This window comes from Lichenihabitans sp. PAMC28606, from assembly GCF_020616535.1.
GTDB classification, from domain to species: Bacteria; Pseudomonadota; Alphaproteobacteria; order Rhizobiales; family Beijerinckiaceae; genus Lichenihabitans; species Lichenihabitans psoromatis.
In genome coordinates this window covers 669,518-694,987 of sequence record NZ_CP085136.1, presented here as the reverse complement: position 1 = coordinate 694,987, position 25,470 = coordinate 669,518, and the positions used below count along the sequence as shown (strand labels likewise).

The 25,470-nt window shown below is 61.4% G+C and carries 25 protein-coding genes and 1 tRNA gene; 17 read left to right on the top strand and 9 right to left on the bottom strand.

Annotated elements, in window-relative coordinates:
• Positions 1–30 precede the first annotated feature (30 nt).
• The 4 genes from LGH83_RS03295 (at position 31) to yacG (ending at position 2,286) form a co-directional block, all read left to right on the top strand.
• Positions 31–888 (top strand): CDP-alcohol phosphatidyltransferase family protein, encoded by an 858-nt coding sequence (locus LGH83_RS03295; RefSeq protein WP_227400590.1) that lies wholly within the window; start codon positions 31–33, stop codon positions 886–888.
• A 256-nt stretch (positions 889–1,144) separates the two neighbouring features.
• Positions 1,145–1,363, top strand: a complete 219-nt coding sequence (infA, locus tag LGH83_RS03290; RefSeq protein ID WP_131117261.1) for a translation initiation factor IF-1 — start codon at positions 1,145–1,147, stop codon at positions 1,361–1,363.
• Positions 1,360–2,022, top strand: coding sequence for a Maf-like protein (locus LGH83_RS03285; protein ID WP_227400589.1), 663 nt, complete (start codon positions 1,360–1,362; stop codon positions 2,020–2,022). Before infA ends, LGH83_RS03285 begins: the two co-directional genes overlap by 4 nt.
• Positions 2,023–2,046: 24 nt before the next feature.
• Positions 2,047–2,286, top strand: coding sequence for a DNA gyrase inhibitor YacG (gene yacG / locus LGH83_RS03280; RefSeq protein WP_413771096.1), 240 nt, complete (start codon positions 2,047–2,049; stop codon positions 2,284–2,286).
• A 22-nt stretch (positions 2,287–2,308) separates the two neighbouring features.
• Here the strand turns inward: yacG and LGH83_RS03275 are convergent, their stop codons facing one another.
• A complete protein-coding gene (locus LGH83_RS03275) occupies positions 2,309–2,569 on the bottom strand; it encodes a cysteine rich repeat-containing protein (RefSeq protein ID WP_227400588.1) in 261 nt (86 codons plus the stop codon).
• A gap of 362 nt (positions 2,570–2,931) precedes the next feature.
• Here LGH83_RS03275 and LGH83_RS03270 point away from each other — a divergent pair, with 362 nt between their 5' ends.
• Positions 2,932–3,477, top strand: a complete 546-nt coding sequence (locus tag LGH83_RS03270; protein ID WP_413771140.1) for a MarR family winged helix-turn-helix transcriptional regulator — start codon at positions 2,932–2,934, stop codon at positions 3,475–3,477.
• A gap of 9 nt (positions 3,478–3,486) precedes the next feature.
• Here the strand turns inward: LGH83_RS03270 and LGH83_RS03265 are convergent, their stop codons facing one another.
• Positions 3,487–3,858 (bottom strand): response regulator, encoded by a 372-nt coding sequence (locus tag LGH83_RS03265; protein WP_131193934.1) that lies wholly within the window; start codon positions 3,856–3,858, stop codon positions 3,487–3,489.
• A gap of 284 nt (positions 3,859–4,142) precedes the next feature.
• Here LGH83_RS03265 and LGH83_RS03260 point away from each other — a divergent pair, with 284 nt between their 5' ends.
• Positions 4,143–4,871 carry a Crp/Fnr family transcriptional regulator gene (locus LGH83_RS03260; RefSeq protein WP_227400586.1) on the top strand — a complete coding sequence of 243 codons (729 nt, stop codon included), beginning with the start codon at positions 4,143–4,145 and terminating at the stop codon, positions 4,869–4,871.
• A 202-nt stretch (positions 4,872–5,073) separates the two neighbouring features.
• On the opposite strand, the gene LGH83_RS03255 is transcribed toward LGH83_RS03260, so the two are convergent.
• The 3 genes from LGH83_RS03255 to LGH83_RS03245 all read right to left on the bottom strand — a co-directional run bounded on the left by LGH83_RS03255 (position 5,074) and on the right by LGH83_RS03245 (position 9,634).
• A complete protein-coding gene (locus LGH83_RS03255; protein WP_227400585.1) occupies positions 5,074–5,226 on the bottom strand; it encodes a hypothetical protein in 153 nt (50 codons plus the stop codon).
• A 47-nt stretch (positions 5,227–5,273) separates the two neighbouring features.
• Positions 5,274–8,636 carry an autotransporter domain-containing protein gene (locus LGH83_RS03250; RefSeq protein WP_227400584.1) on the bottom strand — a complete coding sequence of 1,121 codons (3,363 nt, stop codon included), beginning with the start codon at positions 8,634–8,636 and terminating at the stop codon, positions 5,274–5,276.
• Positions 8,637–8,776: 140 nt separating this feature from the next.
• The gene (locus tag LGH83_RS03245; RefSeq protein ID WP_227400583.1) at positions 8,777–9,634 is read right to left on the bottom strand and encodes an alpha/beta fold hydrolase; all 858 of its coding nucleotides are present in this window, start codon (positions 9,632–9,634) and stop codon (positions 8,777–8,779) included.
• Between the two features lie 88 nt (positions 9,635–9,722).
• On the opposite strand from LGH83_RS03245, the gene LGH83_RS03240 reads away from it, so the two are divergent.
• A complete protein-coding gene (locus LGH83_RS03240; RefSeq protein WP_227400582.1) occupies positions 9,723–10,544 on the top strand; it encodes an alpha/beta fold hydrolase in 822 nt (273 codons plus the stop codon).
• 4 nt (positions 10,545–10,548) lie between these two features.
• Here LGH83_RS03240 and LGH83_RS03235 read toward each other — a convergent pair whose 3' ends face one another.
• Positions 10,549–11,109 (bottom strand): DUF2721 domain-containing protein, encoded by a 561-nt coding sequence (locus tag LGH83_RS03235; protein ID WP_131117234.1) that lies wholly within the window; start codon positions 11,107–11,109, stop codon positions 10,549–10,551.
• Positions 11,110–11,282: 173 nt separating this feature from the next.
• Between LGH83_RS03235 and LGH83_RS03230 the strand changes: the two genes are divergently transcribed.
• From LGH83_RS03230 to LGH83_RS03205, 6 genes are all read left to right on the top strand, one after another.
• Positions 11,283–12,536: an SGNH/GDSL hydrolase family protein gene (locus LGH83_RS03230; protein ID WP_227400581.1), complete on the top strand. Its 1,254-nt coding sequence runs from the start codon at positions 11,283–11,285 to the stop codon at positions 12,534–12,536.
• Between the two features lie 118 nt (positions 12,537–12,654).
• Complete coding sequence (gene greA / locus LGH83_RS03225) at positions 12,655–13,137, top strand: transcription elongation factor GreA (protein ID WP_227400580.1); 483 nt, start codon at positions 12,655–12,657, stop codon at positions 13,135–13,137.
• Between the two features lie 567 nt (positions 13,138–13,704).
• Positions 13,705–14,964 carry an aminopeptidase gene (locus tag LGH83_RS03220; RefSeq protein WP_227400579.1) on the top strand — a complete coding sequence of 420 codons (1,260 nt, stop codon included), beginning with the start codon at positions 13,705–13,707 and terminating at the stop codon, positions 14,962–14,964.
• 672 nt (positions 14,965–15,636) lie between these two features.
• Positions 15,637–16,782, top strand: coding sequence for a DUF2171 domain-containing protein (locus LGH83_RS03215; protein WP_227400578.1), 1,146 nt, complete (start codon positions 15,637–15,639; stop codon positions 16,780–16,782).
• A 106-nt stretch (positions 16,783–16,888) separates the two neighbouring features.
• Complete coding sequence (locus tag LGH83_RS03210; protein WP_227400577.1) at positions 16,889–17,407, top strand: YsnF/AvaK domain-containing protein; 519 nt, start codon at positions 16,889–16,891, stop codon at positions 17,405–17,407.
• 454 nt (positions 17,408–17,861) lie between these two features.
• On the top strand, positions 17,862–18,335 hold the full coding sequence (locus tag LGH83_RS03205) for a GFA family protein (RefSeq protein ID WP_227401718.1): 474 nt from the start codon (positions 17,862–17,864) through the stop codon (positions 18,333–18,335).
• 26 nt (positions 18,336–18,361) lie between these two features.
• Here LGH83_RS03205 and LGH83_RS03200 read toward each other — a convergent pair whose 3' ends face one another.
• Entirely contained in the window at positions 18,362–19,039 is a 678-nt protein-coding gene (locus LGH83_RS03200) for an RraA family protein (protein WP_227400576.1), read from the bottom strand.
• Positions 19,040–19,382: 343 nt separating this feature from the next.
• Here LGH83_RS03200 and LGH83_RS03195 point away from each other — a divergent pair, with 343 nt between their 5' ends.
• From LGH83_RS03195 to LGH83_RS03185, 3 genes are read left to right on the top strand one after another with little or no spacing between them, the layout of a single operon-like run.
• A complete protein-coding gene (locus LGH83_RS03195; RefSeq protein WP_264479168.1) occupies positions 19,383–20,597 on the top strand; it encodes an MFS transporter in 1,215 nt (404 codons plus the stop codon).
• The gene (locus tag LGH83_RS03190) at positions 20,594–21,766 is read left to right on the top strand and encodes a metallophosphoesterase (protein ID WP_227400574.1); all 1,173 of its coding nucleotides are present in this window, start codon (positions 20,594–20,596) and stop codon (positions 21,764–21,766) included. The genes LGH83_RS03195 and LGH83_RS03190 overlap by 4 nt, the downstream gene beginning before the upstream one ends.
• Before the next feature lie 38 nt (positions 21,767–21,804).
• On the top strand, positions 21,805–23,058 hold the full coding sequence (locus LGH83_RS03185; protein WP_227400573.1) for an arsenic transporter: 1,254 nt from the start codon (positions 21,805–21,807) through the stop codon (positions 23,056–23,058).
• A 153-nt stretch (positions 23,059–23,211) separates the two neighbouring features.
• On the opposite strand, the gene LGH83_RS03180 is transcribed toward LGH83_RS03185, so the two are convergent.
• Positions 23,212–24,642, bottom strand: a complete 1,431-nt coding sequence (locus LGH83_RS03180) for a class I SAM-dependent methyltransferase (RefSeq protein ID WP_227400572.1) — start codon at positions 24,640–24,642, stop codon at positions 23,212–23,214.
• A gap of 297 nt (positions 24,643–24,939) precedes the next feature.
• Positions 24,940–25,015 (bottom strand) — tRNA-Phe (locus tag LGH83_RS03175).
• 168 nt (positions 25,016–25,183) lie between these two features.
• On the opposite strand from LGH83_RS03175, the gene LGH83_RS03170 reads away from it, so the two are divergent.
• Positions 25,184–25,414 (top strand): sulfurtransferase TusA family protein, encoded by a 231-nt coding sequence (locus LGH83_RS03170; RefSeq protein WP_227400571.1) that lies wholly within the window; start codon positions 25,184–25,186, stop codon positions 25,412–25,414.
• The last annotated feature ends 56 nt before the right edge of the window (positions 25,415–25,470 follow it).

Sequence of the window (25,470 nt, the reverse complement as noted above, 5' to 3'; positions counted from 1 at the left end):
TCGTCCCCGCTCGTGCTGCGGGGATCGTAAATGACGCCTGACTTCGATCGTGGACCCTATCGACGCGAGAGGTCGAAGCGCTTTCGTGCCGTGCCGATGCGGATCATCCTTCCCAATCTCGTGACGATCCTGGCGCTTTGTCTCGGTTTGACGGCCATCCGGATGGCCGCTGACGGGCAGTTCGATAAAGCGGTTTTATCGATCTTGGCGGCCGCGGTGCTGGACGGGATCGATGGGCGCCTGGCGCGCGCGCTCAAGGGCACGACCCGCTTCGGGGCAGAGCTCGACTCGCTCGCCGACTTCCTCGATTTCGGCGTGGCGCCAGCACTAACGCTTTATTTCTGGTCTCTCAGCGGCGTGAAAAGCTTTGGCTGGTTCGCCGCCATGGTGTTCGCGATCGCCTGTGCGCTGCGACTCGCCCGTTTCAACGTCGCGCTCGACGATGACGATAAGCCCTCCTGGACATCTCAGTTCTTCACTGGGATGCCGGCTCCGGCGGGCGCCGTGGTCGTCCTGATGCCGCTTTATCTACATTACTCGGTGTTCGAGCTGAACATTTCTCGCGCCTTCGTGCCGCTCGAGATCATCTATGTGCTGGCCGTGGCGGCCTTAATGGCGAGCCGCCTTCCTCATTGGTCGGGCAAGACTATCGGGCGAGTCCCCCGCGATCAGGTGATCTTCGTTCTCTTCGGTGTGGCGGTCGTGATCCTTTTGCTGGCGACATTCCCGATGGAAATGTTGATTGTCTTGACCTTGGCCTATCTGGTGCACATCCCGATCAGCATGCGTCGCGTTCGCCAATTGAAGCAGCGCGATGCGATCGTCGCCGCGGGGGCGGATGAAGAGCGGACGACCGGTTCGGCTCAGTTTCCGGCGTCCGGGAATTAAGATTGTCCAAAATGACGGCAGAACGACGGAATCGCTCTTCCGTCGGTGATGCGATGGTTCACAAACCTGCTTGGTTCAACTACATGCGAGTGAGGCATTGCCGGACCACTCGCTCGGGAGAGCGGTTTTGCGTGGGCGTGCCGATCGATACGATGATGAGAAGCTGTCGCGGATCGGCCTCTTCGCCTGTTCGGGATGAATGCTCGCGTTGCCACACCGCGCCGGGATGGCTCGCGCGCCAGAAAGAATGGATCATATGGCGAAAGAAGAACTGCTCGAGTTTCCGGGAACCGTCACCGAATTGCTTCCGAATGCGATGTTTCGCGTGAAGCTCGAGAACGATCACGAAATCACGGCTCACACAGCCGGAAAAATGCGTAAAAACCGGATCCGCGTCCTGACGGGCGATAAGGTGCTGGTCGAGATGACGCCCTACGATCTCACCAAGGGCCGTATTACCTACCGCTTCAAGTGAACGCGACGGACCGACGGGGCGGCGCCGGCCGTACCGGAACTTGGCGTCCCAAGCTCGTTCTCGCATCTGCGTCGCCTCGACGGTTGGCTCTGCTGCAACAGATCGGCATCGAGCCCGACGTCCTTCTGCCGACGGATATCGACGAGACGCCGCACAAGGGTGAACTTCCGCGTGTGCTGGCTGGCCGCCTTGCGGCCGAAAAGCTGAATGCCGCCACTGCCACGGCACAGGCCCGCGCCGATCTCGAGGATTGCTTTATCGTCGCCGCCGATACAGTCGTCTGCGTCGGCCGGCGCATCCTGCCTAAATGTGAAATCCTCGACGAGGCCGACGATTGTCTTCGGCTGCTCTCGGGTCGCGCCCATCGTGTCTACACCGGCGTCAGCGTCATGACCCCAAAGGGACATGTCCGCCATAAATTGGTCGAGACGCGGGTGCGCTTCAAGCGTTTGTCCAGCCAGGAAATCGAAGCCTACCTAGCGTCGGGCGAGTGGCGCGGCAAGGCTGGCGGCTATGCCATCCAAGGCTTGGCCGAGGCCTTCGTCGTGAAGCTCATCGGCTCGCATTCGTCGGTGGTTGGTCTGCCTCTTTACGAGACGTTTGGGCTGCTGGTCGGCGAAGGCTATCCGGCCCATCTCCTATGGCTGAACCAGGCTTGAACTCTGCACGTCTCAGGATCTGCGATGATTGCATCCGACGACCGAAAGGCCGCGAACATGCCAGCCGCTAACGACAATAAAGATCAGGCGGGGGGTCAGTACAAGGCCTGTGTGATCTGTGGAAAGCCTGTCGTGCCCGCGCATGATCCGTTTTGCTCAACCCGCTGCTTGGATGTCGATCTCAACAGGTGGCTTGGCGGCGTCTATGCGGTGCCCGCGACAGACGACCCAGATGAAGACGAATCGTCGTCTCCCGATCAGTGAACCTTTCGGTCGGGAAAGCGGGTCAGTCGTCGTTGGTGTCGGATTGACTGTGTCCGGGGTTCGGCGCCGAAAACACCTTCTGACAGGCCGCCGACAGGGTTGGCTTGTTCCTCTCAAGGCACGCCACGATCTTATCCTCATCCGGGATCATGGATGAGCAAAGCCGATAGACGTCGGGGGTGCACGCGAGTTGGTCTTCCATCGAGCCTTGATGCTGCGCCAAAGCCAGCGTGGGGCAAACAAGCACCAGCGCTCCAACGAACGTGAGGGTCTTAAGGATCATAGAACTGCCTTCCAATTGCTTTCGTCAACGCATCCTCATCGGAAATGATCCAGCATTAGGGCGAAGGCGGGACGGGGGAGTGGCGCAAGTCGAATCGCCATCGAAGCCAGGACAACAGTTGAATGTGCCAGTTTTGACAAGGCTCGAAGATGCAGGGTCAACAGGAAATTCTCGGAGACCAAGTGCACGCCGCCGCTCACTCTCCTAGCCAGCTTCGATCATCCTTCGGGTGACACGGGACCGCTTTGCTGATGTTATGGTTCAGCTTCAAGAGCTTGGTCGTTGGGGATTGAACAAGGTGTGCAATCCATCCCCGTTCTCGCCGTCGACGCATTCGGGATTTTTGTGACAGGTAGATGAGCATGATTCTCTCTGACGATCCGGCGCGACCGTCGGGCTCACGCGAGACGCCGAATGCGGATAGTGGGTCGCCGAGCGACATCGATGACCTGGAACGTGTGGGGGTGACGGGACAGGCGTCCTTGCTGCTGGGCGACCAGATCTGTTTTGCGGTTTATGCCTTGGCCCATGCGTTTTCCCGCCGCTACAAACCGCATCTTGACGAGATCGGCATCACTTATCCGCAATATGTATGCCTGCTCGTGTTGTGGGAAACGGACGGGCTAACCGTGAAGGCGATCGGCGAACGATTGCTGCTGGATTCAGGGACGCTAACGCCTCTGCTCAAGCGGCTCGAAGCGGCCGGCCTGGTCTCGCGACGCCGCGACAGGATCGACGAGCGGCAGGTTCGAGTGTCCCTGACCGAAGCAGGCCAAGCGCTCCGCGAGCGCTGCAGGCCGATCCGCACCGGGATGATATGCGCGACCGGGCTCCCGTTCGACGAGCTCGACGCCCTGAAAACTAAACTCGTGACCTTGCGCGAGACGCTCGATCAACCGCCCTCATGACCTTCGAATTTACTGTTGACGGCGTCGGATATGATCGATGGCCTGATCGAGATCCGTTGCGCTCCACGGCTTCGGGACGAAGAACCCATTGGGGGGTAGTCGCTCCAGAACGCCCTCGGATCGTCCCGACGTCACCAACAACGTAATGGTCGGGCAAGTGACCGCAATCTGGGCCACGAGATTGACGCCATCGGTGTCGCCCGGCATCTGAACATCGGTGAAGACGGCCAGCACCTTATCCTCGTTCTGCCGCACATAGGCACCCGCCTCGTCAGCATTCTCGAATTCGGCGGTGTCGAAGCCATGATCGGCGAACATCGCAGCAGCCCCGATCCGTTGTGCGGGTTCGTCTTCGACGACGACGATCGTCTGCCTTGTCATTTTTCGACTCCGTTTACGACATATTCGTGAAAACAACCCATTGCCACGATCATCGTTCCGGTCTTCGCTTTGCGACGAGACAGCCTTCGGTCAGGGCGTCCAAGTGTCTGACGATTACGTGTCTGCCGGATGCAACATCACAAAGCGTACAGAGTGTTCGGGCCGTGTTATGACGAGGTGTCGTTGGTGGGTCTCGATGTTGTTTCCGGGATGCGTGATCAAACGAATGTCGGACCGCCGGGGTGGACCGACTGACGTCGATCGCCAATGTCGGAGGACGCGACATGCAAAATCCGTTCATCCGCAAGCTTGCCCATAGCGGGTTTCTGACCGTCGCCGACAATGTAACGCTCGCGCATCTGTCCTCCCGAACCCGGCAGGTCGACAGTCATCGCGACCTGATCCGGGAAGGCGACCGACCCGAGCACGTTCGTCTCGTCATGAAGGGATTTGCGTGTCGCTATAAGATCATCGAGCAGGGGCGCCGTCAGATTTTGGCTTTTTTGGTCCCCGGCGACTTTTGCGACTTGCATGTCGCGATCCTCGGCGAGATGGACCATAACATCGGTACACTCAGCCCTTGCATTATCGTCGATATCCCTCGCGTCGTCGTTGAGGAACTCACCGCGCGACACTCCCGCATCAGCCGCGCGCTCTGGTGGGCGACCCTTGTCGATGAGGGCATCTTAAGGGAGTGGTTGGTCAGCATGGGGCAACGCCCGGCCGATCAGCAGATCGCTCATCTCTTCTGCGAGCTCTTTTTCAGGCTGCAGGCGGTCGGCCTGTGTCACAACAACAGTTTCGATTTGCCCATGACGCAGGAAGAACTGGCCGACACAATGGGGCTTTCGACCATTCACGTGAACCGAACGCTGCAGCAACTCCGCTACGATGGGTTCATCACCTTCAAAGCGGGCGTCCTCGACATTATCGACGTGGCCAAACTGGCGGCATTTTCCGGATTTAATCCGAATTACCTGCACCTCAACCGGCGATCGGCAACCGTGGACTGAAACGCCTCCACCCGCCTGCGCATGGTGACGTTAAATGGTGAATGGCGTACCAGGCGATGCCGGCACAGCCGGCCAAGAGCATCAGCGGTGCACCAAACTCGGCATAGACTTCAAACAGGGTCATGCGATCCTCCGACGCTGCGTAGAACCAACCTCGCTCGTGAATGCATGGCGACTCCAATCACGAACCAAGTCGGCGCCGCTAGTGCAATGAACAGAATTTGATCTGCGTCAGCGTCGTTAGTCCGTAAAGCACGCTGAAGAGCGGCGCTATCATTCCCGCCACGATGACCGCCACCGCGATCGTGTTCAGAAATGTCGCGGTCAGCTTGGTCTGTTCGTCGTTGCGGCTCACAGGCCTCCCTTTCGCCTTTCACCGCCGCGGCATTCTTGTCGTCTCGATCAGAAGCGATAAGCGAGGCGGGCCGAAATGGCATTGTCATAAGCGCGTTGGCCCGCTTGGCCGGCATAGCTGACCCCGATGACCAGATTTGCCGCGGCATGATAGTCGAGCCCAACCTCCGCCACCACAGCATCACGATCGACGGGACTGCCACTGATCGCGAACGCATTCGAACCCGCGCTAAAGGCCAGCACTGCGCTCGGGGTCACGTCGCCGAATGCATGACGCCAGCCGACAAACCCGCGGGCGCTCAGCGGCAGCGTGGTGAAAATTGCGCTCTCTCCCCGGAGGCCGAGCGTCGTCGTTTCGACGTCATAGCCTCGGGTGAAGCCCGAAAGCGCGGCGGCTCCGCCTCGTTCGGTGAACCCATCCTGGTCAATGTGGATCGCGGCGCCCTGCAGAACGGGTTCGATCGTGCCGTAGCCGAGCGCGATCTTATAACCGATTTCACCGAAGCCCTGGACCATCGAGCCACCATAGGTCGCGTCCGTGCGGTCGATGAAGCCAGGAAAAGCGACATTGCTCTGCGTCGTAGTTTGGAGGCCACCGCCCGTGACCCCAAGCTTGATATCGACCGCGCCATAATGCGCGCCCCCGTAGACGCCACCGAAAAATGTTTCGACGCTGCCGGACGCGCCGCGCGCCTTCACGTCGATCTGATCGTTCGTGTAGCCACCGACGAGACCGATGCGCCAGTTGTTCAAGGCCGATCCGTCGATGCGGACGTCGCCGCCCAGCACGAAGCCGCCGAGCGCACGATCGAGCGCTGCAGCATTGCTGTTGCGGCCGTTATGCCCGAAGTCGCCGAAACCGCTGCCCCAAAGGGAGTAGGGCAGCGATGCTGGGACCGGAACCGTCTGCGCCGGCGGAGCATAACCCTGGGCGGAGCCGGGAAGAAGCGCGGGCGGGGGAGCGAATTGATTGAGCGATTGCAGGGCGGTGCCCGAGGTCGCACGATCGGCGTCGTCCAGCCGGTTCGTCACCGAGTGGACCACCTGGGCCGCATCCTCGAAGGCGGCCGTCACGGCGCTCGCGTGGATCTCGCCCGAGGTCGCGTCGAAAGCTTGTCGCGCTCCGGCCGCACTTTGGTTCAGCACGGCATTGTAGAGCGCGTCGTCGAGGTCAAGAGATTGGAGCGCCCGCGCGGTCGCGCGCTGGTTTGCGCTCTGCGCCAGACTGACGAAATCGACCTCGTTGCGCGTGAGCCCGAGCGACACGCTGGTCGCGTCATAGCTGAGCGTGGGTGCCAGAAAGGCGAGGTTCGAGGTTGCGGTCAGGGACGAGAAGGCGCCCGTCACTCCACCCTCTGCAGTGAGAATCGTATAGCGCTGCGATGTCGCGAAACGACCGCCCGCCACGATATCGACCGTGCCGCCGTTGAGGGTGGCGCTGCCAGTTGCCGCAATCGAGTCGGTTCGTCCGGTGGGATCGACGTTGATCCGGTAGATGGAGCCTTGGTCGAAGGTGACGTTGCCGGAAATCTTCAGGGTTGTGAAGGGTGTGGTGGCGCCGGGCGCCAGCACCGAGCCAGCCTGCACCACGAGTGCTCCAAGCAGGCCGCTTCCAGCCAGCATACCGCCGTTCTGCAGCGTGACGGTCGAATTGGCGATCGATCCGCTCACCAACAAGGTCCCGCCGCTCACCACCGTGGCACCCGCATAGGTGTTGTCGCCGCTCAGCGTCAGCGTGCCGTCGCCGACCTTGTTCAGACCGACCTGCTGAATTACCCCGGAATAGATCGTCGACGCATTATTGGCACCGGTCGTCAGCACCGCGTTCGGAGCGCCGCTATTGCCGATGGTGCCGCTACCCGAGATCGACGCCGTGGTCTGATTGGTACCGCCGAGGTCGAGCGTCGCACCGCTCGCGACCGTGAAGGCTGACCCTGACGCGAACGCGCCGGAGGCCGCGGCCTTCAGTGTGCCGCCATCCACCACCGTCTCTCCCGTATAGGTGTTCTGCCCACCCAGAACGAGAGTCCCACTGCCGAGCTTGGTCAAACCGCCGCCCGCTCCACCATCCGTCACGGAGCCGAGCAAAGTGGTCGATCGATCGTTGCTGCCGACCGCCAGAACGTTGCCGCCCAGCGACACGGCACCGGCGCCATCGAGAGACCCGAGTGTGGTGCCGCCATTCGTCAGACCGAAGAGATCGACTCGGCTGCCGAGATTACTGACGACCGTGGCGCTGTCGCCTGATGCTTGTCCCGCAAACTGCAAGTCGCCATTGTTGGTGATGGTCGAGGTACCCGCATGGGCGGTGTCCTGGAACGTCAGCGTGCCGGTCGCATTGGTGGTGATCGAGGCGGCGGCGGCCGTGCTCGACCCGGCGAACACGGTCGCGCCATTGTCGATCACCTGCGCGGTGCCGGCCGTGCTGGTGCCCGAGAACGTCAAGCGCCCCGTTCCATTGGTCGTCAGGGTGGCCGACCCGGCACTCGCGGCGCTGTCGAAGCTCGCCGTGGCATTATTGGCGATCTGGGCGGAGCCAGCCGTGCTGGTATCACTGAAACGCAAGGATCCGTTGTTGACTACAGTCGCTGCGGCGGCACTGCTCTGTCCGGTGAACGACAGAACGCCATTGTTGTCGACCGAGGCCGTCGCGGCATTCGCTTGCCCGGCAAATGTCGTGACACCGGAAGCATTGTCGACCAGCCGCGCATGTCCCGCGGAGCTGCCGTCCACGAATATGACCGTGCCATTGTTGTTCAGCGTCGTCGTGTAATCACCCGTTGTGGCCGCCGATCCGAGGCGGCTGCTGCCCGACAGGGCGATCGTGGCTCCGGCATTGTTGACCAGTGTCGCGCCAGCCGCCGAACTTGCTTCCGTGAACTGCACGAGCCCAAGACCCGAGGCAGCATTGTAGCTGTTGGTCAGCGTCGAAGGTGCAGCGTTCGCGGTCCCCGAGAACGTGACGGTGCCGCCGTCGTTGATGGTTTCGGTCACTCGTCCGAGATCGGCATTGACGACCGCCACGGCGGCGGATGGGAGCAGGTTGATGCGTCCCGCCAACGACGTCTCGGCCGTGGCGGTGCCGAGTTGGACGTTGCCGGCTTGAACCGTCGTGGTGCCGGAATATGAATTCAGGCCGGTCAGCGTAACCGCGCCACCGCTATGGACGAGCGACGCCTGCGCGGTGCCATCGGAAACAGCTCCAGAATAGGTGGTTCCGTTGGCTCCGCCACCCTCGGTCAGGGTCGCGGCCGATCCGCCATCGTTGGTGACCGCGTCGCTTCCGTTGAGAAAGCCCTGTCGGTTGAATGATGTGCCGCGCGGCAACGTCACATCCTGACCCGCGAGATCGAGCGTCTGCGCTATTGCGCATCGATCGGCGACGCCGATCGAGACCAAGGCCGTGGACATCAGGAGGACATGGTAAAATCGGCTCCGTGCCATATTGACTGGTCCCCAATCGATCGACTTGACGCTTTTCTGTTCACTCCGTCTAGACTGAGGCGGGTTAACGCTGGGTCACGATCTGCCTTTAAGGCGCTCGTTTTCGATCAACCGATCCGATCAAAGAAGTTCGCGATCTCAAAGGCTGCCCGATCGGGGTCTTCGCGATGTGGGAAATGCCCGACCCCAGGGAACTGCGCCAGATCGAGTTGCGTGAAGGTCTCGCCGAGTCGGTCGGTCCACGCAAAAGGAAAGAGCGGATCGTGTTCGGCCCATCGTACACAGGTCGGAACCGAGATCGGCGGCAACGTCGGCGCCTCGCCTGTCATAACCGCGAGACGGCTGGCCTGTGCGGCCCGATAATAGTCGAAGCCGCCGTCGATATTGCCTGGCTGCATGAAGTTGTCGACGAACGCTTCGAGAACGTCGGTAAACGCCTCTTTGCGGAACGACCAATGGTGCAGAAAATGCGTGATATAGGCGCCGCAACTCTCCCGTGTCGCGCCGACCAATTCGGTCGCCAGTTTTATCTGGTGGAAGGATTGGTACCAGATCTCACCGAGACGATCCGGCGTACCGCCGCGGTGGCCGATGCCTGGGTAGGCAAAATCGAAGAAGAAGAGTCCGGTCAGCCGTTCGGGTGCCTTGCGCGCAAGCGGCTGCATAATCGAACCCCCGACGTCATGCCCGACGACGCCGACACGATCCAGCCCCATCGCATCGAGCAAGGCCAGAAGGTCCGTCGCGTGTTCGGCAGCGCCATAAGGGCCCGACGGCTTGTCGCTCTGCCCGAAGCCCCGAAGATCGGGCGCGATGAGGCAATAACGCCCCTCTAATCGGCGCATCACGGGCTCCCACGTCAACCAGAATTCCGGCCAGCCGTGAAGCAGCAGGAGCGGGCGCCCGGCCCCCGCGCGCGCGACATGAAACGAGGCGCCATTCGCCTGCACGTTCAGGTGGTCCATCGTGTTTCCCTTCGAGGTCCTGCGGACCGTCATCACCGAACCATTCCGTCGCTAACCGAGTTTCAACGGTTTGGAAAAGGAGCAACGCATGGCACGCGTCACAACCAAGGACGGAACCGAACTCTACTACAACGACTGGGGGCAGGGCCGCCCTGTCGTTCTGGTGCCCGGCTGGCCGCTCGACGCGGATATGTGGTCCGATCAGGCCGTGTTCCTGGCTGAAAACGGCTTTCGAGCCATCACTTACGACAGGCGCGGCTTTGGACGGTCGAGCCAACCCTGGACCGGCTATGATTACGACACGTTGGCCGACGATCTCGCCGCGGTGCTCGATCATCTCGACCTCTCGCATGTGACGTTGGTCGGCTTTTCCATGGGTGGCGGCGAAGTGGCGCGGTATCTCGCGCGGCACGGCTCCGCCCGCATCGCCAAAGCGGTGCTGGTCTCCGCTGTTACGCCCTATCTGCTCAAGACGAACGACAACCCGACAGGTGTCGATCCATCGGTTTTCGATCAGATGATCGATGGTTTGCGGAAGGATCGACCCCACTTCCTCGCGGGATTTGCCAAGGGCCTCTACGGCAATGGATTGGTCGGGAGACGCGTGTCGGACGAGGTGCTGCAGTGGTCGCTGCAGATGGCCATGATGGGGTCGCTTCGCGCCACGATCGAATGTGTGAAGGCTTTTTCGGCAACGGATTTCCGCGCCGACATGGCCGCTTTTACGGTGCCGACCCTCATCATCCACGGGACGTCCGACGCCTCCGTGCCGATCGACCATTCGGGTCGGGTCGCTGCCAAAATGATCCCGAGCGCTCGTTTGGTCGAATATGATGGGGAGCCGCACGGCCTGTTCGCCACCGCCAAAGACCGCTTGAACGCCGATCTCGCAGCATTCGCCGGAGCGTGACCGGCTAGCCTGAAGAACCGGGCGGCGGGCACGCGTCCGCCGCCTCGTCGCCGGGCGCTTCCGGTTCGGCGTCAATGGGTCCCTCGCGTTGCGCCTCGCGGCGATGGACCGCGACCTCGTCGCGCAACCCGCGACTCGCCATCAGCATTTCGAGCGCGAAGGCCGAGAGCGCTCCCGCAGTGCAAACGAGCGCCAAGCCGAACGCCGCGAACATCAAGATGCCCCCGCTGCTGTCGCGCAACGTCCCGATGAACAGCGCAAGCGCGGCCGCGCAGGTGGCTGATCCGCCTGCGGTGCCGAGCAAAACCGCCACGTCGAGCGTCCGAGAGCGTCGCCGCAAATGAGAGAGGCGTCGGCTGAGCCGGCCTTTTTCGCCGAGATCGGCGGTTTCGAGTTTCTCGGCAAGTTGGTCGACACGGTCGGCGACACGTGCCAGACGCCCGGAAAATACCCCGAGCAGCGATGCGATTCCGGACAGGAGGAACACCGGCGTCAACGCGACTTGAATGACGTGAGCCACGCTATCGGCTGCGGAGAGCGTGTCGGATCCGAGGGGGAGCGGCATGGCGAAGACGGCACCGGCTGTCGAGATGACCCTTGCGGGCCGCGCAGTCCTACAATCGGCGAGGCCTCGCTACAACACCATCGCCGATCGTCAACTTGGCTGGCGGATGCGATCTGGTTGACAAGACCTGTCGCGAGCGAAAAACTCCTTCGAAAGAGATCGAGGGAGACGTCATGAAACGCCTGGGACTTGCCGCGTCGCAGACCGCTATCGCTTTTGTGTTGCTCTCCGTCGCCCCGCTGGCGGTCCGCTCCGATGCCAGCGCCCAGGACATCGCGGCTGCGCCGCATTGGGTCGGAAGCTGGGGGGCCTCGCCGGCTTTCCCGAACGGCCCGGAGATCACCAACCGGACCATTCGGCAGATCGTCCGCCTGTCGCTCGGGGGGCATGCGGTTCGGATCCGGCTGAGCAATGAAATGGGGACATCGCCGCTCGTCATCGGGGCTGCCCACATCGCCCGACCGGGCGCGACGGTCGGCAGCATCGATCCGTCGACCGATCAGGCACTGACCTTCGCGGGTCAAACCAGCGTGACAGTGCCGCCGGGTGCGCCGGTGCTCAGCGATCCTGTGACGCTCGAGACAGCGGCGCTCGATCGGCTCACCGTCAGCCTCTATGTCGCACGGGACACCGGTCCGGCCGCCACCCACCCGCTTGGCCAAGCCACGACGACGCTCTCGGATGCCGGAGACCAAACCGCCTTGGCGACCTTGCCGAACGCGACGACCAGTACGGCTCGGTTCTTTTTGTCAGGCGTCGAGGTCGAGGCTCCCGGCGCCGGCACGATCGTGACGTTCGGCGACAGCATCACCGATGGCTACGGGTCGACCGCCGATGCGGATCATCGCTGGCCGGACGTCCTGGCCGACCGTCTCGCGGCTGGAAAGCGATCGCTGGGGATCGTCAATGCAGGGATCAGCGGCAATCGCGTTCTGCACGATCTGCCGGAAGCGGCCTTTGGCCCATCCGCCCTCGCGCGGTTTGATCGCGATGTGCTGTCGGTTCCGGGCGTCAAAACCGTCATCGTGATGGAGTCGATCAACGATATCGGGCACCCGGGAAGCGCCGGCTTGGCCGAACAAGCTGTCGCGCCCGAGGAGATTACGGCTGGGCTGCGCCAACTCGCCGACCGGGCCCATGCTCACGGGATACGGGTTCTCGGCGCGACCCTGACGCCTTACGGCGACACCGTCTTTCCGGGCTATTATTCCGCCGAGGGCGAAACGAAACGTCAAGCCGTCAATCAATGGATCCGCACCACCAAGACCCTCGATGGGGTCATCGATTTCGATGCCTTGCTGCGCGATCCTGCCCGCCCGGACCACCTGATCGCCGATTTCGATTTCGGCGATCATCTGCATCCCAACGATGCTGGATATCGAAGAATGGGCGAGGCGATCGATCTCGCGACCATCGAGGCGCATTGAAACTCGTCCGACCTCACGTCCGGCCTTGCGCGGCGGCCCGTCATCCCCAGCTAGAGACCCTGATCAGGGCTCGCCAATCGGGGCGGTCGATGTTTCGCCTGTTTGGAGATCGAGAACCATGAGTGTTGCGTTTACGCGCGAGGAGGATGTCGAGGCTGCGGCGGCGTTTGTGCCGGATCGACCCGTATCGCCGCATCCCAACAACGTGACGTCCGAGGGTCTCGCCGCGCTCGACGAGGCACTGGCGAGAGCGCGCGCGGCGCATCAGGCGGCCCAGGCCGACGGCGGCGTCCAAGGCGATCGAAGCGCGATGGCTCTGGCGACCCGCGACCTCCGCTATTACGCCTCGCGCCGGGCGAGTGCCCAGCTCATCGAGTCGCCCACGCAGTCCGACGTGGTCGCGTTCGGCGGGACTGTCACGTTCGACCGCGACGACGGGCGGCGTCAAACCTTTCGCATCGTGGGCGAGGACGAGGCCGATGCGGCCCGAGGCTCAGTGTCCCATGTTTCACCGATAGCACGCGCCCTTCTCGGCAAAAGCGTCGGCGACGAGGTCTTCGTTGCAGGTGGCGAGGTCCGCGTGGTCGCGGTTGGACGCTGACCTCGATAAGACAGAGCCGCCGAAAGTGACCCCCCGGTTGAAACTCCGCGACGGCGCTGCCGTAGTTTCGCATTGTGCTTCATTTTGGGATGAGGAAGCTTGGCGGAATCTGGTGATAAAGACCTCGACCGGGCGCTGGCGCAGCGCGCTGGCGAAGCGGTTGCACGCGCAAATCGATTGGCGGCGGAGATGCGGAGATTATCCGACGAATTAAGCCAGGCGTCGGATCAGAGCGACAAGCGGCGGACGGCTATTACGCCGGACACGCCGACCAAACCGGATGAGCGACCGGGACCGGCCGGCGACAAAACCAAGGATTGATCTCGGCCGTCTGTCGTCCGCCTGACTAGTTCGGCGTGTCAGCTCATCGGGGGATCGAGTCCGCGTCGTCGGCTGGGCTCGTCTCACATTTGCACCTTTGATGCAGTGGCCTAGACCGGCGCCGTCGCGAGGTTGGCGCCGCGACATAAACCCGTTGCGTTTTTATCGACCCCCTCGGTTAGAGTTCCGGCTCGTGAGCCGTGATACGGCTCGACGGCCCATCTATGTTCGGAGATTTTTCGATCCATGACCCAAGATGCCATCGCGACCTCTCCCGCCATCGACCTCGTGAAGCTGGACCGACTCGCCGAAACCGCCGTGAAGGTCGGGCTTCAACTGCAAGCCGGGCAGGACCTTGTCATCACGGCGCCCGTTGCGGCTCTCCCGTTGGTGCGGCGCATCGCGGAGCATGCCTATCGGGTTGGCGCTGGTGTGGTGACGCCGCTCCTCTCGGACGAAGCCATCACGCTGGCGCGCTATCGCGTCGGGCAGGATGACAGCTTCGATCGCGCCGCCGACTGGTTGTACGAGGGGATCGCCAAAGCTTTTGCGTCCAACACCGCGCGACTCGCGATCGTCGGCGACAACCCGATGCTTCTGTCTGGCGAGGAGCCCAGCAAGGTCGCTCGCGCCAGCAAGGCTATGTCGCGCGCCTACCAACCGGCGCTCGAGAAGATCGCGGGTTTCGATATCAACTGGAACATCCTGGCCTATCCCGGGGCTGCTTGGGCCAAGCTGGTGTTTCCGAACGATTCCGAAGAGACAGCAATCGGCAAGCTCGCCGAGGCCATTTTCGCGGCATCACGCGTTCAGGGGGACGATCCCATCGGCGCGTGGACTCTCCACAACAGTGCGCTCCGCAGCCGAACCCAATGGCTGAACGGCAAGCGGTTTGCGTCGCTGCATTTCACCGGGCCGGGGACGGATCTGACGATCGGGCTAGCGGATGGTCATGAATGGCAGGGTGGGGCCTCGACCGCTAAAAACGGCATCACCTGCAATCCGAACATTCCGACCGAAGAGGTTTTCACGACGCCGCATGCACGCCGCGTCGATGGCTATGTCGCCAGCACCAAACCCTTGTCGTATCAAGGGACGTTGATCGACGGCATTGCGGTCCGCTTCGAGCAGGGCCGCATCGTCGAGGCCAATGCGACCCGTGGCGAGGACGTCTTGCGCAAGGTGCTCGAGACCGACGAGGGCGCCAGCCGCATCGGCGAAGTAGCGCTGGTGCCGCATTCTTCGCCCATCTCGAAGAGCGGATTGCTCTTCTTCAACACGCTGTTTGATGAAAATGCCGCCTGCCATATCGCGCTCGGTCAATGCTACTCGAAATGTTTTCTCGACGGAGCGTCGCTCACCCCCGAGCAAATCGCGGCGCAGGGGGGCAATAAAAGCTTGATCCATATCGACTGGATGATCGGGTCGGGCGCGATCGATATCGACGGCATCGCGGAGGATGGAACGACTGTCCCGGTTTTCCGTCGCGGGGAATGGGCGGCCTGACGAGCCGTCCCGTTCGCTCTGCTCTGCGGGCTTGTTTCTGCGACGGCGCAAGCCGTCGCGGCTGAGCCTATCCCGAAGGATCTTGCGCGCCGGCGCGGTCGGCCGGCTGCGGATAGTTCAGATTTACGGGACCGCGCATCGGGCGCAGCGGCGAAGCCACGATTGCCGCGCTAACTCACGATCTCAGGCTGCTGTGACAAAGAACAATGAGCCACTACACGGGACGATAAGCCGAAACCGTCTCGTCAGATCTCGTCGTCAAGAGCACAAAGCGATCGAAGCTTGATCTTGGCTTTAACAGTCGCTTCTACTCTTATTTTCGACGCAAGAAGAAAAATAAAACATCGACGAAACTACTGCGCTTTTGGGCGGAACCAACCATCATCCGAGCGGTTCTTGCAATGCAAAGACCTCATCGGGAGGACCTGTTGAAATGCGACAGCAATTTAGCAGGAAGCAGTCCGGCTCCGCTTTGGAGTGAACGTGGTGTTTTCACACTGTCCCTCGTCTCACCGGCGCTTGGGATCGTTGCACCTCAATGCCGGTGTCACCACCGACCCCTAGATCAAAGTCAAGCAAGCAAATTGATCAGCTTATGATGCACGCTGTATTTTCTATACAGCGGCCTTTCTCGACTTGACCAAAAATTCATCCGAACGACGAGGTCACACCATGGCAAAGCAAACCATTACTGCTTTTTACGACACCCGCGAATATGCCAATAACGCAGCGCTCATGCTTCGACAGGCCGGCATCCCGGACGCAGACGTGACGGTATCGCCGGAAAGCTCCACAACTGTCTCCTATGACGACACCGATCGTCCGGCCAAGGGGTTTTGGGCATCGTTGGAAGACATGTTCGGTGGCTCTGCAGATCACGAGACCTACGCCGAGGGACTTCGCCGCGGCGGCGTCATGGTGGTGGCTCACGTCGATGACGCTCATGTCGACGATGCGATCCGCATCCTCGAGCAGCATGGCTCGGTCGATATGGACGAGCGCGAGTCGACCTGGCGCAATGACGGTTGGACAGGCGCAACGGCCGTGACCGGCGGTGGCGTCGCTGATACCGGTGCTGGCCCGCTCCGGTCGATGTCTCCCGTGTCGGATCCGACGCCTGTGACTGCGGTGAAACCCGTCGCCGCCACAACAAACGACCGGACTGTTGCGTCGACAGCCACCTCCCCGCGGACAGGAGCCGATGATGTTCTCCAGGTCGTCGAGGAGACGCTCGAGGTTGGCAAGCGCGCGGTCAATCGCGGCAAGGTTCGCATTCATAGCTATGTGGTTGAGACACCTGTCAGCGAAACCGTAAACCTGCGTGATGAGACGGTCAGCATCGACCGCAGGCCCGTCGACCGCGCCTTGGGCGTTGGCGAACTCGGGGCCGATCCCTTTAAGGATCGTACGATCGAAATGGACGAGATGAAGGAGGAAGCTGTCGTCGCCAAGTCGGCGCGCGTGGTCGAAGAGATCGGAATCAGCAAGGCTGTCAACGATCGTGTCCAGGCCGTCACCGACACGGTCCGCAGCACGAAGGTCGATATCGATGACGGGCGGACGATCGGGACCCAGGCCAACGTGGTCGGCGGTGCGACGACCGCGATCGCCGACGGCATGGACGTCGTTGGATCTGACGGCACACATGTCGGTGTCGTCGATCATGTCGATGGCGCGACCATCAAGCTGAAGAAGATGGATCCAGCCTCAGGTGGGAGCCATCACTTGATCCCGACCGATTGGGTCAAGACGGTCGACCAGAAGGTCACGCTCAAGACGGCAGCCGCAGACGTGATGTCGCGATGGACGGCAGCCTGAACGAAGCGCGCTGACGATCGCAAGAGGCCGACGTCAGCGTCTTGCCTCTCAACCATAGACTTGGGGCGCTGTCGCGCCCCAAGCAATTAAAGCGTGGGCAGCGGTGATGAGCGACGTGACCAAGGGAGCCTCGGTGGATCCCCATGGAGTTGAGCAAAGTGCCGATGCGGCTGGCTCATTGGGTGAGGTGGCTCGACAACCGGCTCATGCCGACGGTGACGCCGATCTCTCACAGCGCATCCCGCTGATTGAGGAAACCTTTAGCGTTTCGAAACAAAGCTTTCTCACCGGGAAGGTTCGCGTCTCGACACGAACCGAAGCGGTCGAGGCATTGGCCGAGGTCACGCTCGAGCGAAGCATTGTCGATGTCTCGCGTGTACCGGTCGGGCGTATCGTCGATGAAGCCCCGAGCGTCCGAACTGAGGGCGACACCACGATCGTGCCCGTCCTCGAAGAGCGCTTCGTGATCGTCAAGCAGTTATATCTCGTCGAAGAATTGCACATTCGCCATCGTGTCGAGCAAGACGTGTCCACGACACCGGTCAGTTTGCGCCGGCAAACCGCAATCGTCGAACGATACGGGCCCGACGGGGCGCTTCTGATCGACCCGATCACGAACCAGTGATGTCATCCGGGTGCGCCGCTACAGGCGACGGCCCGTCTGCGACACCGTCCGGACTCCAACCCGCCACATGGGAACGCTACATGCCGTGCGAGCCAAGGGGGCAAACTCGTGCGACGACAAACCTCATGCGTGCATCGTGGCAACACGTTTTTCGGCGACATCGACGTGCGGGGCCAAGGCCCGGGCGCACTTGTCACAGTCAGATATAATGGCGATAGCAGGACGGCGGCGATTGAAGGTCTTGACGTCGACTTGGTGGCGAACCTCCTCCTCTGGGAGATGGTGCTGTTGGACGTTGCTGCGGCCCGTGCCTCGCAGCCACGCCAACCTCTGGCAGGGCGGCCAGGACAGGCTGATGAACCACGTCAGCCGGCTTATCGCAGGATGAACGCGTTTTCGGCGAACGTATGACCTCCGAGTGCACGTCGAGATCGAGCTTGCGAAACCTTTGCTGATGAGACCCCCTTTGACCCTGCATCCACCCACCCCTCAGCGCACACTGGCCGGATCGTGTCAGTGTGGACAGGTGACCTATGTGGTCGAGGATGCATTTCTCTACGCCGTGAATTGTCACTGCTCGATTTGCCGTCGGGGCACCGGCGCCGCTTTCAAGCCGCTCGCCGGTATCGAACGCGCGAAGCTCAGAGTCATGCAAGGTCTCGATTGCATCCAGGTGATCGGCGCGCCCGGTTGGCATGACGAGCGCTGCGGCCGTTGCGGCTCATTGCTGTTCGCTGTCGTTCGCGACGGCGCCTACGCGCATGTGACCATGGGCACGCTCATCGACGACCCCACCATCCGGCCTACCGCGCATATCTTTGTCGGATCGAAGGCACCGTGGTTCACGATAACCGACGACCTGCCGCAATATAACGAGCACATCACCACCGACGTTGTTGCGGTCGATGGAGGACCGACAAGGCCCTGATAGGCTTTGTCCCGACCGCGCCGTTGTCAAAGCACGCGGAAGCGCTCCCAGACATCGGCGAGTGTTCCGCCGGCGAGGAGAAGATCGCGAGCTTTGTTCTCGGTCGTCGCTTTGGCAATCGCGCGATCCACCGCCTCATCGGCATAGTCGCGCGGCACCACGGTAATGCCATCCTCGTCGGCGACGATCAGATCGCCGGTGTGGACGTCGATGCCCCCGAGCTGGATGGTCTGGTCGATCTCGGTGATCGACACACGGCCGAGGCTGTCGGTCGGGCGCTGTCCTCGCCCATAGATCGGAAAGCCAAGCTGCTCGATTTTTCGCCGATCCCGGATTAGGCCGTCGATGACCGCACCGCGCGCGCCGCGTCCTTGCGATGCCGTCGAGAAGAGTTTGCCCCAGGCGGCAGCCGGATGTTGCGAACAATCCACGACCGCGACATCTCCCGGCCGCAGACTGTCGATGAAGTCGATCTCGGCACCGTAATGGCGGGCGGGGGCCGCCTCCACCGGCACGCTGAACGCGGTGCGAGCCCAACCAACGAGCGTGCCCGTCCGGCTGAGCGGCATGATCCCCGGCGACACGGTCTGGCCGCGAAGCCCCATAGCGTCGCATACGTCTGAAAAAACGGCGCTATAGGTGAGGACCGCGACCCGATCGAGATCGAGCGGATGAAGCGGCTTTGGCGCTGATCTCAGGGTCATGACGGGTCTCGAATTTTGGCTGGGCCAGACGACGGCGCGCGGACTGTCCAACAACGATCGATAGCTTAACCCAACCTGAACCGTGAGGTTCATGCTGGATTTGGGAGAGTTGCATAAAACCGCGAAGGCGACCCGGCTGAGGCAACATCCGTCCGATACGAGTGACATCGGCCGGATTGATGGCAGCCGAGCCAAAAAATTGATGCGACGAATGACTGCGTTGGACCGTTAGCGCACCAATCTCTTGACCAAAAACCATTGGGAGGGCCGTTTGCCCGAGAAGCAAGTCACTGTCGATCCTGCCACACAAGCCGTTTGGCCTCTCCAGTCTCTGAACTTCTTCATGGCCGACATGCAGGCCGGAATCGGTCCGTTTCTCGGGGTGTTCCTTCGAGCCCATGGTTGGGACAGTGGGTTGATCGGCTCCGTCATGACCATCGGAGGCGTTGCCGGCACCTTAATGACGGCACCGGCCGGCGCATTGGTCGACGCGACCTCGCGCAAGCGGCTTTACGTCATCATACCCGGCATCTGCACGGTCCTGGCCTCCACCATCATCCTCGTGTCGCAAAGCTTTTGGCTGGTGGCCGTATCGCAGATCGCAACAGCGATCGCAGGCGCTGCGATCGGGCCGGCCGTCAGCGGCATCACGCTCGGCATTGCGCGCCAGGCGGGCTTCAACCAGCAGAATGGACGCAATCAGGCCTACAACCATGCCGGTAACATGGTGGGGGCCGGGCTCTCCGGCTTTCTCGGTTGGAAATTTGGATTCACGGCCGTGTTCTGGCTCGCCGCTCTCTTCGGCATTCTGGCTATCATTTCGGTTCTGATGATCCCGCGAGACGCGATCGACGATAAGGCGGCGCGCGGCATGAAAGACGGAAAGGGCGATCGCGAGGAAACGGGCGAGCAAGCAAGTGGCTTCCGGGTTCTGCTCGAGTGCAAGCCGCTCCTCATCCTTGCTGCGGCGCTTGCGTTCTTTCATCTCGGTAACGGCGCGATGCTTCCGCTTTACGGTCTGGCTGTCGTGGCCACGCGCAACAGCGACCCGGCCAGCTTCGTCGCCATCACGATCGTGGTGGCCCAGGCCGTCATGATCGCGGTCTCTCTGGTCGCGATGCGGGTCGCTGAAAAGCGCGGCTATTGGCTCGTGCTTCTGATCTCGTTCATGGCCCTCCCGCTTCGGGGCGTGATTGCGGCCTTTTTCATCGGCAAATGGGGCGTCTATCCGGTGCAGATGCTCGATGGAATCGGGGCCGGCCTGCAAAGCGTCGCAGTGCCGGGGCTGGTCGCACGCATCCTGAATGGGACGGGACGCGTCAACGTCGGGCAGGGGGCCGTCATGACGGTTCAGGGCCTCGGCGCATCTCTGAGCCCTGCGATCGGCGGCTGGATTGCTCAAGCGATCGGCTACAGCCCCATGTTCCTCATCCTGGGTAGCTTCGCGATCGGCTCCATCGCACTTTGGGTCGGCTTCGCGTCCGTTCTGAAACCGGCCTGTGCCGGACGATCGGACGATGACATGGATGATGCCGCTCAAGCCGGAGCTGCCGCATGACGATGGACGCTGCTCCCCTCGCGACGTCTCCATCCACCCACCCGGCCAACTCTGGTGAGGTGCTGGCCTTTATCCACATCGGCGATCTGCACCTCACCGACGCCAAGCAGCGCAACTTCCTCGATTTCCTCGCGATCGTCGCTCAGATCGAGATCGAGTGCGCCTCCATGGTCGATCTCGTCGTGCTGCCCGGCGACAACGCCGACAATGGCCTGCCCGGGCAATATGCTTTAGCCGCGACAGCACTGAAGATGCTGAGCATCCCGGTGCATGCCATCCCCGGTGACCATGACATGGAGCAGGGCGGGTTAGATGCTTTCTACGCGATCTTGCAATCTGACTTGCTGCCGCACTCAAAAACAATCCGCGGGGTCCGCTGCTTATTCCTCGACACCAGCGGATCGGGTCACGGCGGCCCGGATTTCAGGCTGGGATCGGATCAGGTCGCGTGGATCGATCGCGAGCTTCGCGAGGCAATGCAGCGGAACGAAAGCAGCATCGTCTTTACGCACACATATCCGGCCGATCTCAAAGGGGATGGTGAGACCGACGCGTTCAACGCCTTGATGGCCGCCTATGATGTCGCTCTCGTCGACATGGGGCACACCCATTACAACGAACTCGGCAACGATGGCCGGACCATCTTCGCCGCCACGCGCTCGACCGGGCAGATCGAGGAAGGCCCTGTCGGTTACTCGGTCGCGACGCTCGATCGCGGCATCGTTAGCTGGCGGTTCAAAGCGCTGGACGACGCGTTTCCTTTCGTGATGATTACGGCCCCGGCCGATCATCGGCTGCTGCGTCGTCGCGAACAGGCTGTTGACGGCATAGCGGATGTGCGAGCGGTGGTGCTCGGCAGTCGCGCGATCGTTCGCGTCGCGTGTCAGGTGGATGAGGGAGACTGGATTCCCATGACGCTCGCGCCCGACGGACGGGTCTGGTCGGCCTCGGTGCCCATCACGTCGAGCCGGCTCGTCACCGTGACGGTGAAGGCTTTCGACGAAACGGGGCGCCCCGGTCAACATCGGATCAACGCCGCTACAGCTGCCTATCAGCCGCCCGTCCGGGTCCGGAACGGCAGCGACGCCGCCTCGGTGGGAGCATGGCCTGACAACGGCATCTTCGCCACGCAACTCGGTCCCAACCGCAACGGAAAGCCATCGTCCTGACCTCCACTTTTTTGCAGACCGTGCCGTGGCAGGCCCTTATGTCCCCGCATGGCCTGACGTGGTTGATCGCGGCTCTCGCGACAGCCGGCGTCATTCTCCATCCTTTCGATTGGCCCGAGGCGATCTGGGCAGTGGCTGGCGCCGTGCTGCTGATCGTTCTGCACCTGCTTTCGCCGGTGGACGCCCTGACGGGTGTCGGCAAAGGAACGGACGTTTATCTGTTTCTCATCGGCATGATGTTGCTGGCCGAAACCGCGCGCGAGGTGAAGCTGTTCGACTGGCTTGCGGCGGTCGCGACAAAACGAGCCAAGGGCTCCGCCTCGCGGCTGTTTCTCCTGATTTTCGGCGTGGGCACGATCGTCACCGTCTTCCTGTCCAATGATGCGACGGCGGTCGTGCTGACGCCCGCGGTCGCGGCCGCCGTCAAGACCGCCAAAGCCAAGAACCCGCTGCCCTACCTGTTGATTTGCGCCTTCATCGCGAATGCGGCCTCGTTCGTTTTGCCGATCTCCAATCCGGCCAATCTCGTGATCTATGGCACCCATATGCCGCCCCTGCTGCAATGGCTGCCGCGCTACCTCCTGCCGTCGCTGCTGTCGATCGTCGCAACTTACGCGGTCTTGCGTTGGTCCCAACGGGCCGCGCTGAGACAGGCGATCGAGTCCGAGGTGAAAATGCCGGACCTCACCAGCGGCGGCAAGACAGCGGCGCTCGGCATCGCCGCGACCGCTATCACGCTTCTGGTGGCGTCATTCTTCGATCTCCTACTCGGTTTGCCGACCGCCATCGCGGGCATCCTGACCGCGATCGTCGTGCTGCTTCGCGAGAAGAAAGCGCCGTGGACGATGCTCAGGGGCATATCCTGGGGCGTGCTGCCGCTCGTCGCGGGGTTATTCGTCCTCGTCGAGGCGCTCGATAAGACTGGGCTGATCCAGACGATCAGCAATGTTCTTCACGAGCAATCCCAACGGTCGGTCACCGAAACGGCTTGGGGCGCCGGTGTCATGGTCGCTTTTGCGACCAACCTCATCAATAATCTCCCAGCGGGCCTGATCGCCAGCAGCGCGGTGCAAAGCGCTCAAGTGTCCGACCAGATCACGAGCGCCGTGCTGATCGGCGTCGATCTCGGCCCGAATCTCTCCGTGACAGGGTCGCTCGCGACGATCCTCTGGCTGACCGCACTGCGCCGTGAAGGGCAGAGCGTGAGCGCCTGGACGTTTTTAAAACTCGGCCTTCTCGTTATGCCGCCCGCCTTGCTGTTGGCGATTGCGGCCACGTTGCTGGTCCATTGACGACTAGAGATACGCAAGCAACGCTCCCCTTGGCGTCGGTTCTGACGCGGCCTCTGCGCAGGACAGTCAGCCTGAGCTGATGAACCGAGGCGGTCGAGCCTCGCGCTTTGGCCGTTTGCACGACTGTGGCGATGATTTGCCTTGATGAGGCTCTTATACGTCACAGCGATAGACTACGACTGACGAATGATGCCCAATCTGTCGTATTGATTTAAAATGACCGGTCGCATCAAGACTTTTGTGCAGAGACTCATAAAAGAACGTCATATGGTTGGCGGTGATCTCATCGGTGGCTTCATCGTAACCAGACACGATCAAGGTCTTTAAGGCTCTGCTTATGAGATAGTTGATGAGATCATGATAGCTCTGAGCCGTTTCTTGGTGGATGGCGACCTCGAAACAAAGAACCAGCTCGGCTGGCTTCGCGTCCGCCGCAGGCGCCATCAGGAATGTCCAATCTGGCCGAGCCGCGATGGCGAGTGCCAGACTTTCAGACGATCGATCCACCCCGACATAGTTTTTCAGATCAAGCTCACCAACGACTTGCAGGTCTCCACAGCCGACATCCAGAACTGAAGCGACCTCTTCTGCTCCGTGCGCTTTCAGCAAGTCGCGCTTGTAACTCAGGTTTTCGCCCCGCGAGCCGATGCCGGAGCCTCGTTCCGGAAAGTGCTTGTAACGAAAGTCCCAAAACAGTCGAGATTGGAAATGACTGCGAATTTCGTCGTTGGCATGGACGATCGCTTGCTCTTCGTCAGGAACGGCAGTGCATGCCGGCTCTAGTAAGCCCAGCACGTTCAGCGAGGCGTTATGATAGTGCAATTGAGCCAAGGGCCGGCTCACATCGCGCAAAGGGTGCGGCCCGGCGAAGTGGAGGTAATAGTTGACGTTCGAAGGAAGTTGTTCGAATGGCATGCCGGTGTGGTGGATGGCCATGCAGAAAGAAATCTGATCGACATGATTTTCTTTCCCGGCGTGACGAAGCGGCTCGATATCGTCAAGCAGCACCTGCGCGTAATGCCGCCATGCTCCGAATAAGCTTTCCGCGAACCGAACTGGCACTGAGTAGAATCCGCCGTTGCAGTTGCCACGGTAAGTTTTCGCATCCGTCGCTTCGGCGTCAATGACGGGCGGACGGTCGCGAAATCCGGCGCGTCGGAAGAGCTCATCCAGCAAATCCAACGGCGGATTGTCCAAATCGACCACCTTGGCCGCAATGGCTGCCGGCGGCAAAAATGTCGAAAAATCGTCGATGCAGATCATATCGGCGTCGAGAAACACGACGTGATCTGTCTCCACGCTTCGAAGGTTTTCCCATTGGGCAAGCTTATTGCAGTAGCGTCCATCACCAAACCGGGCAAGACGATGCAACGTGAAACCCGCGTCCCGGAAAATATCGACAACTTCGGACGGTACTTCCGATGTAAACTGGATGTGAATGTCAGACGGTTGAAGCTTGACGTGTTTGACAATGGAATGAGCCTGATGCCAGGCCGTATAGGCGAATATCGGATCTTGATCGATGACGATGGATATTGCGAGCCGACCGAGTTCGCCGATTGACCATCGAGGATTATTCGTCATGGTGTTGCCGGTCCCAACGTCTGATCGTTCTTGGTTGTAATCCTTTATTCGCTCCCGTCACCTTCGCGACGTGGACGTGAGATACGGCGCGGGATTTAGCGAGCGGGTCGCGCCGGAAGGGCCGGATTCAACAGCAAAGTCGGCGAAATTTGTGTGATAACCGAGAGGCCGGAACGCACGGCAGCGTTGGCCGCGTCAGATGGCGATCCCGACCCCTGAACGGAGTTGTCGATCAAAAAATCTGACAACAAGCAGGGTCAAAGGCGGAGTTCGTCGCCAAGAGCTAGCAAAGAATCGTGGTGCCCAGGGACGGAGTCGAACCGCCGACACTGCGATTTTCAGTCGCATGCTCTACCAACTGAGCTACCTGGGCCACCGCATGGTTCGGCGAACCGTCATGCGAGAAGGTGGCTTATAAGGATGCCGATTTCGCTTGTCTAGCCGTTCCATCCCTCCAGACCGTCGCTTTTCATCAAGGATCGACGATGAACGCCGAGGGCGGCTGGTTGCGCGCGTGACGACAAGGTGATGAAACGCCGCGATGGACGATGTCGCGGAGCAGCAGCTCGATCTCAGGGGCCTCAAATGCCCACAGCCGGTGTTGCGAACGCGGCGGTATCTCCGTGCCATGGCGCCCGGCGCCATGGTCGAGGTCTCCTGTACCGATCTGCTTGCCGCGATCGACATTCCCAATCTGGTGCGCGAGATGGGCGCGAGCCTTCAAGCGGTGCGACGAGACGATGGCGTCTTGTTTTTCGTGATCCGGAGATAAGCCTGAACCCTCGCATGTGGCCCGCGCGCGCGGGCAGCTCGAGGCTTGTCGCGTTC

Bases quoted from the DNA above. Each gene is read 5' to 3' on its own strand.
- LGH83_RS03250 (WP_227400584.1), bottom strand. From the start codon at position 8,636: ATGTCCACGGCCTTGGTCTCGATCGGCGTCGCCGATCGATGCGCAATA.
- LGH83_RS03170 (WP_227400571.1), top strand. From the start codon at position 25,184: ATGGACGATGTCGCGGAGCAGCAGCTCGATCTCAGGGGCCTCAAATGC.
- LGH83_RS03200 (WP_227400576.1), bottom strand. From the start codon at position 19,039: ATGACCCTGAGATCAGCGCCAAAGCCGCTTCATCCGCTCGATCTCGAT.
- LGH83_RS03210 (WP_227400577.1), top strand. From the start codon at position 16,889: ATGAGCGACGTGACCAAGGGAGCCTCGGTGGATCCCCATGGAGTTGAG.
- LGH83_RS03265 (WP_131193934.1), bottom strand. From the start codon at position 3,858: ATGACAAGGCAGACGATCGTCGTCGTCGAAGACGAACCCGCACAACGG.
- LGH83_RS03270 (WP_413771140.1), top strand. From the start codon at position 2,932: ATGATTCTCTCTGACGATCCGGCGCGACCGTCGGGCTCACGCGAGACG.
- LGH83_RS03295 (WP_227400590.1), top strand. From the start codon at position 31: ATGACGCCTGACTTCGATCGTGGACCCTATCGACGCGAGAGGTCGAAG.
- LGH83_RS03180 (WP_227400572.1), bottom strand. From the start codon at position 24,642: ATGACGAATAATCCTCGATGGTCAATCGGCGAACTCGGTCGGCTCGCA.
- LGH83_RS03205 (WP_227401718.1), top strand. From the start codon at position 17,862: ATGAGACCCCCTTTGACCCTGCATCCACCCACCCCTCAGCGCACACTG.
- LGH83_RS03190 (WP_227400574.1), top strand. From the start codon at position 20,594: ATGACGATGGACGCTGCTCCCCTCGCGACGTCTCCATCCACCCACCCG.
- greA (WP_227400580.1), top strand. From the start codon at position 12,655: ATGAGTGTTGCGTTTACGCGCGAGGAGGATGTCGAGGCTGCGGCGGCG.
- infA (WP_131117261.1), top strand. From the start codon at position 1,145: ATGGCGAAAGAAGAACTGCTCGAGTTTCCGGGAACCGTCACCGAATTG.
- LGH83_RS03275 (WP_227400588.1), bottom strand. From the start codon at position 2,569: ATGATCCTTAAGACCCTCACGTTCGTTGGAGCGCTGGTGCTTGTTTGC.
- LGH83_RS03230 (WP_227400581.1), top strand. From the start codon at position 11,283: ATGAAACGCCTGGGACTTGCCGCGTCGCAGACCGCTATCGCTTTTGTG.
- LGH83_RS03240 (WP_227400582.1), top strand. From the start codon at position 9,723: ATGGCACGCGTCACAACCAAGGACGGAACCGAACTCTACTACAACGAC.
- LGH83_RS03215 (WP_227400578.1), top strand. From the start codon at position 15,637: ATGGCAAAGCAAACCATTACTGCTTTTTACGACACCCGCGAATATGCC.
- yacG (WP_413771096.1), top strand. From the start codon at position 2,047: ATGATTGCATCCGACGACCGAAAGGCCGCGAACATGCCAGCCGCTAAC.
- LGH83_RS03195 (WP_264479168.1), top strand. From the start codon at position 19,383: ATGGCCGACATGCAGGCCGGAATCGGTCCGTTTCTCGGGGTGTTCCTT.
- LGH83_RS03245 (WP_227400583.1), bottom strand. From the start codon at position 9,634: ATGGACCACCTGAACGTGCAGGCGAATGGCGCCTCGTTTCATGTCGCG.
- LGH83_RS03185 (WP_227400573.1), top strand. From the start codon at position 21,805: ATGTCCCCGCATGGCCTGACGTGGTTGATCGCGGCTCTCGCGACAGCC.
- LGH83_RS03235 (WP_131117234.1), bottom strand. From the start codon at position 11,109: ATGCCGCTCCCCCTCGGATCCGACACGCTCTCCGCAGCCGATAGCGTG.
- LGH83_RS03260 (WP_227400586.1), top strand. From the start codon at position 4,143: ATGCAAAATCCGTTCATCCGCAAGCTTGCCCATAGCGGGTTTCTGACC.
- LGH83_RS03220 (WP_227400579.1), top strand. From the start codon at position 13,705: ATGACCCAAGATGCCATCGCGACCTCTCCCGCCATCGACCTCGTGAAG.